General features: G+C 53.0%; 15 protein-coding genes and 1 tRNA gene. 7 read left to right on the top strand and 9 right to left on the bottom strand.

The features are described from left to right. Positions 1-31 precede the first annotated feature (31 nt). The 3 genes from puuE to RTX30_RS08235 are packed head-to-tail and all read right to left on the bottom strand — an operon-like array spanning position 32 to position 2,458. Positions 32-973: an allantoinase PuuE gene (gene puuE / locus RTX30_RS08245; protein ID WP_312688779.1), complete on the bottom strand. Its 942-nt coding sequence runs from the start codon at positions 971-973 to the stop codon at positions 32-34. 31 nt (positions 974-1,004) lie between these two features. Continuing rightward, positions 1,005-1,742: an aspartate/glutamate racemase family protein gene (locus tag RTX30_RS08240; RefSeq protein WP_312688777.1), complete on the bottom strand. Its 738-nt coding sequence runs from the start codon at positions 1,740-1,742 to the stop codon at positions 1,005-1,007. Further along, positions 1,739-2,458 carry a GntR family transcriptional regulator gene (locus tag RTX30_RS08235; RefSeq protein ID WP_312688775.1) on the bottom strand — a complete coding sequence of 240 codons (720 nt, stop codon included), beginning with the start codon at positions 2,456-2,458 and terminating at the stop codon, positions 1,739-1,741. The genes RTX30_RS08240 and RTX30_RS08235 overlap by 4 nt, the downstream gene beginning before the upstream one ends. Positions 2,459-2,604: 146 nt before the next feature. Here RTX30_RS08235 and RTX30_RS08230 point away from each other — a divergent pair, with 146 nt between their 5' ends. After that, positions 2,605-4,077: an NCS1 family nucleobase:cation symporter-1 gene (locus tag RTX30_RS08230; RefSeq protein WP_312688773.1), complete on the top strand. Its 1,473-nt coding sequence runs from the start codon at positions 2,605-2,607 to the stop codon at positions 4,075-4,077. A gap of 46 nt (positions 4,078-4,123) precedes the next feature. Here RTX30_RS08230 and RTX30_RS08225 read toward each other — a convergent pair. Both RTX30_RS08225 and dnaQ read right to left on the bottom strand, forming a co-directional pair. After that, a tRNA-Asp gene (locus tag RTX30_RS08225) sits at positions 4,124-4,200 on the bottom strand. Between the two features lie 135 nt (positions 4,201-4,335). Next, entirely contained in the window at positions 4,336-5,067 is a 732-nt protein-coding gene (gene dnaQ, locus RTX30_RS08220) for a DNA polymerase III subunit epsilon (RefSeq protein ID WP_312688771.1), read from the bottom strand. On the opposite strand from dnaQ, the gene rnhA reads away from it, so the two are divergent. Next, on the top strand, positions 5,021-5,587 hold the full coding sequence (gene rnhA / locus RTX30_RS08215) for a ribonuclease HI (protein WP_312688770.1): 567 nt from the start codon (positions 5,021-5,023) through the stop codon (positions 5,585-5,587). The two genes, dnaQ and rnhA, sit on opposite strands and share 47 nt — an antisense overlap. Here rnhA and RTX30_RS08210 read toward each other — a convergent pair. Continuing rightward, a complete protein-coding gene (locus RTX30_RS08210) occupies positions 5,584-6,291 on the bottom strand; it encodes a class I SAM-dependent methyltransferase (protein WP_312688768.1) in 708 nt (235 codons plus the stop codon). The genes rnhA and RTX30_RS08210 overlap by 4 nt on opposite strands. A 33-nt stretch (positions 6,292-6,324) precedes the next feature. On the opposite strand from RTX30_RS08210, the gene gloB reads away from it, so the two are divergent. Both gloB and mltD read left to right on the top strand, forming a co-directional pair. Further along, positions 6,325-7,080, top strand: a complete 756-nt coding sequence (gloB, locus tag RTX30_RS08205; RefSeq protein WP_312688767.1) for a hydroxyacylglutathione hydrolase — start codon at positions 6,325-6,327, stop codon at positions 7,078-7,080. 74 nt (positions 7,081-7,154) lie between these two features. Next, complete coding sequence (gene mltD / locus RTX30_RS08200) at positions 7,155-8,525, top strand: murein transglycosylase D (protein WP_312688766.1); 1,371 nt, start codon at positions 7,155-7,157, stop codon at positions 8,523-8,525. Between the two features lie 61 nt (positions 8,526-8,586). On the opposite strand, the gene RTX30_RS08195 is transcribed toward mltD, so the two are convergent. Beyond that, complete coding sequence (locus tag RTX30_RS08195) at positions 8,587-9,387, bottom strand: endonuclease/exonuclease/phosphatase family protein (RefSeq protein ID WP_312688765.1); 801 nt, start codon at positions 9,385-9,387, stop codon at positions 8,587-8,589. Between the two features lie 229 nt (positions 9,388-9,616). Between RTX30_RS08195 and yafC the strand changes: the two genes are divergently transcribed. Beyond that, the gene (gene yafC / locus RTX30_RS08190) at positions 9,617-10,504 is read left to right on the top strand and encodes a DNA-binding transcriptional regulator YafC (protein ID WP_312688764.1); all 888 of its coding nucleotides are present in this window, start codon (positions 9,617-9,619) and stop codon (positions 10,502-10,504) included. Positions 10,505-10,537: 33 nt separating this feature from the next. On the opposite strand, the gene dkgB is transcribed toward yafC, so the two are convergent. Beyond that, positions 10,538-11,341, bottom strand: coding sequence for a 2,5-didehydrogluconate reductase DkgB (gene dkgB / locus RTX30_RS08185; protein ID WP_312688763.1), 804 nt, complete (start codon positions 11,339-11,341; stop codon positions 10,538-10,540). Positions 11,342-11,343: 2 nt separating this feature from the next. Continuing rightward, positions 11,344-11,619, bottom strand: coding sequence for a hypothetical protein (locus RTX30_RS08180; protein WP_312689142.1), 276 nt, complete (start codon positions 11,617-11,619; stop codon positions 11,344-11,346). On the opposite strand from RTX30_RS08180, the gene RTX30_RS08175 reads away from it, so the two are divergent. Continuing rightward, positions 11,543-12,100, top strand: coding sequence for a helix-turn-helix domain-containing protein (locus RTX30_RS08175; protein WP_312689125.1), 558 nt, complete (start codon positions 11,543-11,545; stop codon positions 12,098-12,100). The two genes, RTX30_RS08180 and RTX30_RS08175, sit on opposite strands and share 77 nt — an antisense overlap. 166 nt (positions 12,101-12,266) lie before the next feature. After that, entirely contained in the window at positions 12,267-13,541 is a 1,275-nt protein-coding gene (gene fabF, locus RTX30_RS08170) for a beta-ketoacyl-ACP synthase II (protein ID WP_312688761.1), read from the top strand. Positions 13,542-13,679 lie beyond the last annotated feature (138 nt).

The following is a 13,679-nucleotide window of genomic DNA, read 5'->3' as shown; positions in this document are numbered from 1 at the left end:
GCCCGCGGCCAGCGGGCAAATGCCCGCCAAATCACCCCTGAAACGGGTGGTGTTGCACCCAGTGTTCGGCAATGTCCTGGCGGCGGCAGATCCACACATCGTCGTGGCTTTGCACATAATCAAGAAAACGCTGTAACGCCCTGAATCGCCCGGGGCGACCAAGCAAACGGCAGTGCATACCAACGGACATCATCTTCGGTGCGCTTTCTCCCTCTTCGTACAGCACATCAAAGCTGTCTTTCAGGTAGGTGTAGAACTGCTCGGCGGTATTGAACCCTTGCGCGGTGGCAAAACGCATATCGTTAGTATCCAGCGTATAGGGGACGATCAGATGGGGTTTGCCCGCTTCAGTGGTCCAGAAAGGGAGATCATCACCGTAATAATCGCTGTCATAAAGAAAATCGCCCTGCTCCACCACCAGCTTGCGGGTATTTGGGCTGTCGCGCCCGGTATACCAGCCAAGCGGCCTTTTACCGAAAAGCGCATGCAGGATCTCAACCGCCTGCTGCATGTGCTGCCGCTCGGTCTGGATATCCATATCCTGATAATGGATCCAGCGCCAGCCGTGGCTGACCACATCGTAGTTTGCCGCTTTGATTGCCTCGACAATCGCCGGGTTGCGTGCCAGCGCCATCGCCACGCCAAAGACCGTTAGAGGCAGACCACGTTTTTGAAACGCTTCATGGATGCGCCAGAAACCGGCGCGGGAGCCGTACTCATAGAGTGAGTCCATCGACATATGGCGTGCCGGGTAGCTGGCAGCGCCAATAATGTCTGACAAAAACTGCTCCGAACCGTTATCGCCATGCAGCACATGATTTTCGCCGCCTTCTTCAAAGTTAAGGACAAACTGAACCGCAATACGCGCTCCGCCAGGCCATTGAGCATGGGGCGGCTTACCCGCGTAGCCTGCCATATCGCGCGGATAGTCAGCGGTAAAGTGCCAGAAAGGTTTGTCCGTTGCTGCTTGCATGCTGATTTGACCTCTTTATACAGGGCCGCTTTCAGCAGAGATTTTCGAAACATCCGGAAAGCGGCTTTTTATTGGGATACGCGAGATCGCCATATTTACTGGTGCCCAGGCCAAGCGCGAGAAGGGATTCCACCATTTTCACCGCTGCCGTGACACCATCAATGACCGGGATCCCCAGCTCCTGGGTCAGCGCATCCGCGAGATCCGCCATACCGCCGCACCCCAGCACAATTGCGCCACTGTTATCTTCCCGTTTCGCTTGTATACAACGTTCGCGTACCTTTTTCTGTGCAAGGCCCGTGCCATCTTCCAGCGCCAGCACAGGTAAATCGATGGCATGCACAGCGGCACAGTGGTGTTCAAAGCCATACTGACGCAACAGATGACGGGCAATGATCACTGTGCGCGGTAGTGTCGTTACAATCGAAAAGCGCGTCGCCACCAGCGTCGCCATATGCATTGCGGCTTCGGCAATGCCCACCACAGGCCCGGTAGCCGCTTCGCGGGCGGCCAACAAACCGGGGTCACCAAAACAGGCAATAACGTGCCCCTGCGCCCCCTGCGCTCTCCCCTGTTTGATCTGCTCTAATACCCCGATGGCAGCAATTGCCTCATCGAAATGGCCTTCAATGGACTCCACACCCTGGGTCGGACAGCTGGCGAGGATTGTCGTGCCGGTTGCCGCCACGCGTCGTGCTGCCTGGGCAATGGTCCGGGTCATTTCCGGGCTGGTGTTAGGGTTGATAACTTGTATACAAAACGCGTTCATTCGTGTTCTCCCGGTGTGCCGAACAGGCGGGCAAAATCAGGTAGTGTCTCTCCACTGCGCTCAAAGCGCAGGCTGGACAGAATATTATCGAAGTGATGGGACATGGTGTGACTCAGCGCCGGCAAATCTTTATTACGCAGCAGCGTGATGAGGTGATCATGGTCGTCGCAGCGGCACCCGCGCTGCCAGGGCGCACCCCAGGCGGCAATCACCAGCGAAGAACGCTGTGCCAGCGTGGTAATGATATCGGTCACTACCGCGTTACCGGAAATGGCCTGAAGTTGAATGTGAAAAGCAGCGGAGTGGCGGATTGCTGCCGCGCCATCGTGGCTGTGGTGCGCCTCTTCTTCCTGCGCAATGATCTTCTCCAGCCCGGCAAGATGCGGCGGCTGTAAATGTTCCAGCACCTGCGCCAGGTTTGCGCACTCAATCATCTTGCGGGTGGTAAAAATGGCTTTCGATTCTTCAACGCCTGGGTTGGCGACAAATGCACCACGCCTGGGCGCCATGGTGATCATTTGCACTGTCGCAAGGCGCGTCAGTACCTTACGAATGCCGGTTCGGCTCACACCAAAAACCTCGGCCAGTGCCTCTTCCGGCAATTTGCTTCCCGGTGGTAATTGATGCTCAACAATGGCGGTCATCAGCGACTGCCAGATGAAATTCTCTTTATCTTCCAGATCTGATGGGGTCTGTAGCCCCGCAGGATGATTCATTGCGCCCTTCCTTTATTACTCAGTCGTTCCATTTTTGTATACATCATTAATTTATTTTGTATACAAAAAATTAAAACCTGGCCTGGTTAATGCAACGTGAGCCCACAGACACACCGTCACTATCTGTATGCAGAGGAGCAGAATCCATGCCAAATCTTGAACCTAATTACGATGCACGTTATAGCCCGCGCCTGACGAATGATGATTTGGCGCCGACCCGCAATCAGAACTGGAGCTGGTACAACATTTTCTCTTTCTGGATGTCCGACGTGCATAGCATGGGCGGCTATGTGGTTGCCGCCAGCTTCTTCGCCCTCGGACTGGCCAGCTGGCAGGTGCTGATCTGCCTGCTACTGGGGATCTGTATTGTGCAATTGTGCGCAAACCTGGTCGCTAAACCCAGCCAAATGGCGGGCGTACCTTACGCGGTCATTTCTCGCCAGGCATTTGGCGTATTCGGCGCCAATATTCCTGCCGTCATCCGTGGCTTAATCGCTTTTGCCTGGTACGGTATTCAAACCTATCTGGCGGCAAACGCGCTGATGCTGGTAATGCTGAAGTTCTGGCCTGCCCTCGCGCCAATGACTCAGGGGCATTTCCTTGGGTTGTCGCATCTTGGCTGGGTGTGTTTCTCCATCATGTGGGTGTTACAAGCGCTGGTGTTCTGGCATGGGATGAGTGCGATAAAACGCTTTATCGATGTCGCCGGACCGGCAGTCTATGTGGTGATGCTGGCGCTGGCGGGCTGGATCCTTTACCAAACCGGTTTTGATGGCATCTCATTTACCCTGGCCAGCAAACAGCTGACCGCAGGTGAACAAACCTGGCAGATGATCACCGCAACAGCGTTGGTGGTGTCTTATTTCTCCGGTCCGCTGCTTAACTTTGGCGACTTTTCACGTTACGGCAAGAGCATGCAGGAGATCCGCCGCGGCAATCGCTGGGGACTGCCATTTAACTTTTTACTGTTTTCGATTGTGACTGTGGTGATCGTGTCCGGCACCCAGTCGCTCTTTGGCAAGATGATCACTGATCCGATTGAAACGGTAAGCCATATTGGCAACAGTCTGGCAATGGCGATTGGCCTGCTGACCATGATCACCGCGACCATCGGCATCAACATTGTTGCTAACTTTGTCTCACCAGCTTTTGATTTTTCTAACTGCTCGCCACAAAACATCAGCTTCCGCACCGGCGGGATGATCGCGGCAGTCGGTTCAGTCCTGTTGACGCCGTGGAATCTGTTCCAGTCACCGGAACTTATCCACTACACACTGGATGTACTGGGGGCATTTATCGGGCCATTGTTTGGCATTCTGTTGGCAGATTTTTACCTGATCAAACGCGGGAAAGTGTTTATTGATGATCTTTTCACCGTATCACCGCAAGGCCGCTACTGGTACAAAAATGGCTTCAATCCAAAAGCCATTGCGGCACTGGTACCGGCAGTCATTATTGGCCTGGTGATCAGTTTTATTCCGGCCTTGCATGAGGTGGCCAACTTTAGCTGGTTTATCGGTGCGTTCCTCGGCGCGGGTTGCTATCGCTGGATGGCGCGCCATGAACGTGAGAGGGTAAGCAGCGGATTTAGCGCGCAGCAGGTAGCCGTGAAGGAGTAAAAACGACGAAGGCCTGAATCATTACTGATTCAGGCCTTCTGAATAGTGGCGGAACGGACGGGACTCGAACCCGCGACCCCCTGCGTGACAGGCAGGTATTCTAACCGACTGAACTACCGCTCCGCGTTGTGTTCCCTTCAGGGAACGAGGCGCATATTACGTATTGCGCCATGCGCCGTCAACGCTTTTTCTTTCGTTTTAAATCGTTTGCTGCAAAAATCGCCCATGTCGCGTTTTTTACTGATATTACAATGCGATTCAGCCACGCCACAGGCAACTTCCGCCTTTCTTCTGCACTAAATCGAGGCGGGATTCATGGGCTACTACCTCCTCATCACTGGCAAAAACAACGCGCAACTTACTTGCCTGGCGGACAACACGCTGGATACCCATTTCCCCTGCCTGTGACTGACCTTCGCCTTCCATCGAAAACTTCATCGATGTCTGGCCGCCGGTCATCATCAGATAGACATCAGCAAGGATTTGGGAGTCAAGTAACGCCCCGTGCAGTGTACGTTTGCTGTTGTCGATTTCGTAACGCGAGCAGAGTGCATCCAGGCTGTTGCGCTTGCCCGGGAACATTTTACGCGCCAGCGCCAGGCTATCGGTAACTTTGCAGAAGGTTTCGGTCTTAGGGATCCCGCGATTCAGCTTGCTGAACTCATAGTCCATAAAGCCGATATCAAACGATGCGTTATGGATCACCAGTTCCGCGCCGCGGATATACTCAATAAACTCATCGGCAATATCGGCAAAGGTCGGTTTATCCAGCAGGAATTCGTCGGCAATACCGTGAACGCCGAACGCTTCCGGATCCACCAGCCGATCGGGTTTCAGGTAGATATGGAAGTTATTTCCCGTCAGTCGACGGTTCACGACTTCCACGGCACCGATTTCAATAATTTTGTGCCCTTCATAGTGGGCGCCGATCTGGTTCATACCGGTGGTTTCGGTATCGAGGACGATCTGTCGTGTAATTGCAGTGCTCATAGCGGTCATTTATGTCAGACTTGTCGTTTTAAACACAGGAAGTCTACCAGAGATGCTTAAACAGGTAGAAATTTTCACCGATGGATCCTGCCTTGGCAATCCAGGCCCTGGTGGCTACGGTGCGATTTTACGCTATCGCCAACATGAAAGGCTCTTCAGCGCGGGTTATCGTCTCACTACCAACAATCGCATGGAGCTAATGGCGGCGATTGTGGCGCTGGAAGGGTTAAAAGAGCATTGCGAAGTGGTGCTCAGCACAGACAGCCAGTACGTACGCCAGGGGATCACCCAGTGGATCCACAACTGGAAAAAACGCGGCTGGAAAACAGCCGATAAAAAGCCGGTCAAGAATGTCGATCTCTGGAAGCGGCTGGATGCGGCGCTCAGCCAACATCAAATCCGCTGGGAATGGGTCAAAGGCCATGCCGGGCATCCAGAAAACGAACGTTGCGATGAGCTGGCGCGGGCAGCCGCAATGAACCCAACCCAGGAAGATGTGGGCTATCAACCCGAAAGCTAAGACTGGCGGGTCGCGCCGACCGTCTGCCGGACGTGCGGTTTGTTACGGCTCTGCTTCATCGGATTTAGCGTCAGGGGAATTGTGCGTTTGCGGGCCACAATCAACTGCATGCACCCCAGAGCAGGTAAATGCGTGCTGAGCAGTTTCCCGCCAGATTTGGTCCAGGGCAGCACGCGAAAACCGCTATAATGTAACACCTCGAAATTCAGCAATGATAGCCAGTCCAGCTGGCGCATCAGAGTGAACATCCGGCTTTTTACCGCCGGATTACGGCGCACAAACGGGATGGCTTTGCTGAGCCCAAGCAGGCTGATGGGGTTGAAACCACTCAGCACTACCCAGCCATCATCAATCAATACGCGGTCGACTTCCTGTAACAGGCGGTGCGGATCGGTACACCAGGGCAGCGTGTGCGCCAGCAGGCAGGCATCGATCGATTTCTCTTCAAAGGGGAGATGCAACGGATCGGCTCTGACTTGCGCCGGCTCGCCAGCCAGTGAGACATTCACCTGATGGGAAATAGCGCAACTTTCGACATTGATTTCCGCGCTAAGATTACCGATTTTAAGTAAATGAAATCCGTACATTTTTGCCAGCCATGGCTTAAGTTCACCTTCCAGGGACTCGCGGTACCAGGCGCCTTTGGGTATGTCGCCCCAGCTTGCAGGTGCTACGAATGTTCGAGGAGTCCTTGCCGGTTTCATCACAACCTTCCGCTACGCTTTGAGAGGTAATTTATGAATCTTAACAGTATTCCCGCGTTTCAGGATAACTACATCTGGGTGCTGAATAATGACGATGGACGCTGTCTGATCGTTGATCCGGGCGAAGCAGCACCTGTCGTGCGCGCCATTGAAGCGCATAGCTGGCAACCCGAAGCGATATTTTTAACCCATCACCACAATGACCACGTGGGCGGTGTGAAAGAACTCTTGCAACGCTTTCCCGATCTTGTGGTATACGGCCCTGCGGAAACACAAGATAAGGGCGCAACTCAGGTGGTTGCTGAAGGTGATTCTGTGGTCGTTTTGGGGCATGAATTTTCTGTCTTTGCCACGCCAGGCCACACTTTAGGACATATCTGTTTCTTCAGTTTTCCTTATCTGTTTTGCGGTGACACGCTTTTCTCTGGCGGGTGTGGCAGACTTTTCGAAGGGACGGCAGAGCAGATGTATCAATCCTTTTGTAAGATTAATGCGCTTCCGGACGATACGGTGATTTGTTGCGCCCACGAATACACTTTAGGAAATATGAAGTTTGCGCTGAGCATTCTGCCCCAGGATCGGGCACTTAACGAATACTATCGAAAAGTTAAGGAGTTACGTGCAAAAAATCAAAGCACACTGCCCGTTATTCTGAAAAAAGAGCGGCAAATTAATTTATTTTTACGCACCGAAGATGATGATTTAATTGACGTTATTAACCAAGAAACAAATTTGCAACACTCAGAAGCACGTTTTGCATGGTTACGGTCAAAGAAAGATAACTTCTGATATTTCCGGGTTGCCTTTTGAAAACTTCGCCGTTATGATCGCTCGTCTTTTAAGCAACTACTATTGACACACACATGAAGGCAAAAGCGATATTATTCGCCTCTGTCCTGCTCGTGGGGTGCCAGGCCTCCAATCGCGATGGCACGGTCCAACAGCACGCACAGAGCCTTTCTGCAGCTGGTCAAGGGGAAGCTGGGAAGTTTACAAGTCAGGCGCGGTGGATGGACGATGGAACATTTGCCGCCCAGAGTAACAGCGACTTGTGGGCTTCCATTAGCGACGAGCTAAAGATGGGAATTCCGGAAAACAGCCGGATTCGCGAACAGAAACTAAGGTACTTAAGCAATAAGAGCTATCTCCACGATGTAACTTTACGGGCAGAGCCGTATATGTACTGGATAGCAGGGCAAGTTAAAAAACGTAACATGCCCATGGAACTGGTACTACTACCCATAGTGGAGAGCGCTTTTAACCCACACGCGACGTCTGGCGCCAATGCCGCAGGCATTTGGCAGATCATTCCGAGCACCGGGCGTAATTATGGTTTAAAACAGACACGCAGCTACGATGCGCGTCGTGATGTTGTGGCGTCTACGACGGCCGCACTCGACATGATGCAGCGTCTTAACCGTATGTTTGACGGCGACTGGTTATTGACTGTTGCCGCTTACAATAGTGGTGAAGGCCGCGTTCTGAAGGCAATAAAAGCGAACAAAGCGCGGGGTAAACCCACGGACTTCTGGTCGCTGTCGTTGCCGCAGGAAACCAAAATTTATGTGCCGAAAATGCTGGCCCTGAGCGACATACTCAAGAACAGCAAGCGTTATGGCGTGAGTCTGCCAACACCAGATGAAAGCCGTGCGCTGGCACGCGTCAGGTTGAGCAGCCCGGTTGAGGTTGAACAACTGGCGGAAATGGCGGGCATCTCAGTGAACAAGCTGAAAGCCTTTAACGCAGGTGTTAAAGGGTCGACGCTGGGTTCAGCAGGGCCGCAATATGTTATGGTGCCGCAGAAACATGCAGATCAGCTGCGTGAATCGCTGGCTTCAGGCGAAATTGCTGCCGTGCAACCTACGCTGGTTGCTGAGAATACACCGCTGACCACGCGCGGTTATAAGGTTCGCTCTGGCGATACCCTTTCTGCTATCGCAGCACGCCTTGGCGTGACCACGAAGGATCTCCAGCAATGGAACGATCTTCGCGGTGCGAACCTGAAAGTGGGCCAGAGTCTTACCATCGGTGCAGGCACAAGTGCACAGCGGCTTGCCAGCAACAGCGATAGCATTACCTATCGCGTACGCAAAGGCGACTCGTTGTCCAGTATCGCGAAGAGCCACGGCGTGAACATCAAAGATGTTATGCGCTGGAATAGCGATACAGACAATCTGCAGCCGGGCGATCAGCTGACGTTGTTTGTGAAAAACAGCAGCACGCCGGATTCCTGATCCTGACCAATAAAAAAAGCACCGATTCCCCCGGTGCTTTTTTTTCGCCTGTTTGTCGCCGTTACTTGCCCGGCCTGACGGGCGTGAACTCCACCAGCAACGGATTATGGTCAGAGGCCCGGGTAACCAGCACCGATGCTTCCTGCACATTTAAACCGCGGTAAAAGACAAAATCCAGCGGGCGCCCGAAGGCCCGTCGACGATTGTCATCCGTAAATCGTACCTGGCGCAGCGACATATCCCGCGAGAAGCGGTAAAGCGCGTTCATTCTCGGGCGGCTCCAGGCATTGAAATCACCGGCCATAATCACTGGCCCGACATGACGCATAATTTGATCGCCAATCGGCAGCAGTTGTTTACTGTAAACATCCACGCCCAGACTGAAATTCACCGCATGAACATTCACGACCATCAGATTGCGCTGGTCGGGCAGCGGATAAACCGTGACCAGCGCCGATTTTGCCAGTCTCAGAATCGGCTCACGTTCGCGCAAAGGGCAACAATAAACAGGATGCGCAGAGGAGAGTGTCATCACGCCAGAAGGATGTTGCGGTAAAACAAAGGCAGGGACCTGATCGGCAGCCAGATAGTTAGTGGTCGCAAACCTCACCAGCTCAGGCGTGGTCTGTGCTTCTTGCAGGAGAACCAGGTGAGCATCTTTGCCGAAATTCTGAAGTACCGACAGCCACTCAGCACGCTGTTGTTTAAAAATATTCCACACCAGTACACGGATTTTGTCATCGCTGCTCAGCGGCACCCCGGCGGGCAACGCTTTACCAATACTCGCGAAAGACCCCGGCGGTAAAATACGCTCCGCAGGTTGTCCGGCAACATAACGCATGGCATAGGTATTTTTTGGCACTTTCGGCTTCAAACCTCATTGATTTCTGCGCCCTGGTCCCTGGCTGTCTTTCAGTTATAGGGATTGTAGCGCACAGTTTCAACGCCAATAGGGAGAAAAACACTCCGTTGAAGTGAGTAAGTGCTTCATCACTTCACGGTAGCACAGCCTGCGTGGCTTGAGGGTGAGTATCATGGTTAAATAGTCTGAGGATGAATAATAGCGTTGCAATATTGCTACAGAGGCAAAAATGAAAACGACCTCAGAAGAACTGGCGATTTTTGTCGCTGTGGTTGAAAGCGGCAGTTTCAGCCGCGCAGCGGAACGACTGGGACAGGCCAATTCGGCGATCAGCCGTGCAGTTAAAAAGCTGGAGAACAAGCTTGGTGTTAATCTGCTTAACCGGACAACGCGCCAGTTGAGTCTCACCGAAGAGGGCGAGCGTTATTTCCGACGTGTGCAAAGTGTGCTGCAGGAGATGGCGGCGGCAGAAACGGAGATCATGGAAACCACATCCGTGCCGCGCGGTACACTGCGAATTGACGCCGCTACGCCAGTAGTATTGCATTTTCTGATGCCGCTGATTAAGCCTTTTCGCGAACGTTACCCACAAATTAATTTATCGCTGGTCTCAAGTGAGACGTTTATCAATTTGATTGAACGCAAAGTTGATGTTGCGATCCGCGTCGGCAAACTTACCGACTCCAGCTTGCGCGCACGCCCGTTATTTAAAAGCTATCGCAAGATTATAGCCTCGCCGGACTATTTAGCCCGCCACGGAACACCAGAATCTGTAGAGGCACTCGCTCAGCATATTTGCCTGGGCTTTACCGAGCCGGCTACGCTAAATACCTGGCCGATCGCGTCTGCGGATGGTCAGCTTTATGAAGTCACGCCAGACATTTCGTCTAATAGCGGAGAAACGCTGAAGCATCTGTGTCTGGGCGGTAACGGCATCGCCAGCCTGTCGGATTATATGATCGATAAAGAACTGGCCAGCGGTGAGTTGGTGGAACTGCTGGCAGAAAAACGCCTGCCGGTGGAGATGCCCTTTAGCGCAGTCTATTACAGCGATCGGGCCGTCAGCACACGTATTCGCGCCTTTATCGACTTTATCAGCGAACATGTTCCCCGCTGAACAACGGGAGCTATGCTCCCGTTGTGGTCTCGTTTAGTCCCACTCAGGCGCCAGGCCTTCCGGGCTCACCAGACGATCATTGCAATCCAGTTCTGCAATCGCCGCTTTGTCTTCTGCATCCAACATTAGCGATTGTGCTTCAAGGTTGCTGGCAAGATTTTCACGTTTTGTCGAAGAAGGAATGACGGCGTAGCCTTCTGCCATTGCCCAGGCCAGGATCACCTGTGCCGGCGTGGCAGTATGTTTACTGGCAATGCGGCTAATGACTTCATCTTTCAGTGCCTTGCCATAAGCCAGCGTCATATACGAAGTGATATGAATGCCATGCTGTTTTGCCCAGCCCACCACCTTACGGTTTTGCAGGTACGGCGACAGCTCAATCTGATTGGTGGCGATATTTTCCGCACCGACGGCAGCAATCGCCTGCTCCATCAACGGAATAGTAAAGTTGGACACGCCAATCTGACGAGTCAGCCCCTGCTCTTTTGCTTTCATCAACTGCTGCATAGAAACAGCAACCGGCACTGCGGCTCCCGGCGAAGGCCAGTGGATCAGTGTTAGATCAACATAATCGGTGCCCAGCTTTTGCAGGCTCTCTTTCAGGCTGGGGATCAGCGCCTCTTCACCCAGGTTTTCCGTCCAGATTTTCGTGGTAATAAACAACTCCTCACGCGGGATCCCGCATTGCGCCAGGGCTTTACCAATCGCAGCTTCATTACCATAAATTTGTGCGGTATCGATAACACGATATCCCAGCTCCAGCGCGTTGGTGACAGATGCAATCACCGCGTCATCCGTTAAACGGAAAGTGCCAAGACCAAATGCAGGTACAGACATCATCATTCCTCTTTTTTATCGAGTTCCAAAACAGTGAAGTGATTATCACCACTCGCCGCAGCGGGAAAAAGGGCCTGATAAGCAGAGGATTTTTGCGATGAAAGCAATAATGCACCGTTCTGGCAAAGCCATGTGACTTGCATTTTAAAAGTCACTATGTCACCGTGAGCACAGAAATCATACTGCCACCAGAGATTGATGATGAAAAACGAACCACTTTGCCACGCCCCTTGCCCCATCGCCCGTAGCCTGGGGCGTATAGGAGATAGCTGGAGCATGATGATCCTGCGTGATGCCTGCTCTGGCTTCACCCGCTTTGATGAATTCCAGAAAAGCGCTAATGTTGCGCCGAATATTCTGTCGCGCCGTCTGAAAGAGCTCGTAGACGATGGGTTATTGGAAAAAGTGTGTTATAGCAGCGCTCCGCCACGTTATGAATACCATTTAACTGCCCGCGGGCATGATTTCCGCCCGGTGCTGCTAGCACTGGCAGAATGGGGAAATCGCCATTTTGCACCAGAAGGGGAGCAAATCCATCTGGTAGAGAGTGAAACACAGCGCAGGGTTGAGCCTATCCTGGTCGACAAAGCCACAGGCCAGCCCATCACACCAGAAAAATACCGCATGATCCCCGGCCCTGCAGCATCTCCCCTTATGCGCTATCGCCACGACTATCTGGAACGCAAACGTGCCGGTGATAACGGACAGAAATTCCTTCCGCAACACTACTCAGGTGCAAGCCCTGAGGCCGGGCAGTAAGCAATGAAGGCGCTTTTATGGGCCAAACACACGCCAGAAACGTTCAATTCGCTATATCTGCTGTCGTAGCGAAAAGCCGCACACAGCCGTTCTTAGACACGCCAAAGTCAGTTTTGATGCCGCGCGGTTTGTTCCGCAGGCCAGGTCATAAAGAGGAGAACAGAATATGAGCATTGCGCAAAAACGCATTGTCGTGACAGGGATGGGGATCGTGAGCCCGTTGGGCTGCGGCGTATCGCATGTCTGGCAATCCCTCGTGCAGGGAAAATCCGGGATTACACGTCTTGCTGACGAGATTGTCGACGATATCGCATGTAAAGTTGCCGGACAGGTTCCTTCTGTCGACGACGATCCGCAGCATGGTTTTGCTCCTTTGGCCGTCATCCCGGCTAAAGAGCGCAAAAAGATGGATCGCTTTATCGAATTTGCATTGGTTGCCGCGCATGAGGCGCTGACCCAGGCAAAGTGGTTCACGGAGGATCAAGCTGCCCGTGATCGTACTGCCACCATTATTGCGACAGGCATTGGCGGGTTTGGTGAGATTGCCAGCGCGGTGCGTACCACGGACTCGCGGGGACCACGACGCCTCTCTCCTTTTACCATTCCTTCTTTTCTCGCTAACCTCGCGGCCGGGCATGTCTCAATTGCTTATGGTTTTCGTGGGCCGATCGGCGCGCCCGTGACAGCGTGTGCCGCCGGTGCGCAGGCTATTGGTGATGCCGCACGTCTGATCCGCAGTGGTGAAGCGGATATCGCGTTGTGTGGTGGCAGCGAGGCTGCAATTCACCGCGTCAGCCTTGCCGGTTTTGCCGCGGCGAGAGCTTTGTCGGGCAGCTTTAATGATGCACCTGAAACCGCCTCTCGTCCTTTTGATCGCGATCGTGACGGGTTTGTGATGGGAGAAGGCGCCGGATTATTGGTTATTGAATCACTGGAACATGCACTGGCGCGTGGAGCGACGCCCCTTGCTGAACTGGTGGGTTATGGCACCAGTGCTGATGCGTATCATCTTACTGCAGGCCCCGAAGACGGTAATGGCGCACGCCGGGCAATGGAGGCCGCAATTCGTCAGGCAGGTATTTCAGTAGAAGATATTCAGCATATTAATGCGCATGCCACCTCGACTCAGGTAGGTGATAAAGGTGAACTGGCGGCGATCAAAGGCGTTTTTGGCGCTAACCCGGTGGCAGTAACCTCCACGAAATCGGCGACAGGTCATTTGCTTGGCGCAGCGGGGGGAATTGAGGCCATCTTTACCATTCAGACTCTGCGCGAACAGATAATTCCGCCAACGTTGAACCTGCACAACCCCGATGTTGAAGCAGATGGCGTTAATCTGGTGGCGCTGGAAGCGCGTCAATTGAGCATGCAATACGCGTTATCAAATGGGTTTGGATTCGGTGGCGTTAATGCCAGCCTGCTGCTAAAACGTTGGGAGTGATCGACTAAAAGGGCTTAATTGCCCTTTTATTATATAAACAACAGACGAAAAAAAACCGTATCTCGTGAGAGATACGGTTCTTAAAATAAGTGGCGGAACGGACGGGACTCGAACCCGCGACCCCCTGCGTGACAGGCA

Source organism: Kosakonia sp. (assembly GCF_032052965.1).
In the GTDB taxonomy this organism is placed as follows: Bacteria; Pseudomonadota; Gammaproteobacteria; order Enterobacterales; family Enterobacteriaceae; genus Kosakonia.
Note: the sequence above shows the minus strand (reverse complement) of the source record. Positions and strands in the feature narration are given on the sequence as shown.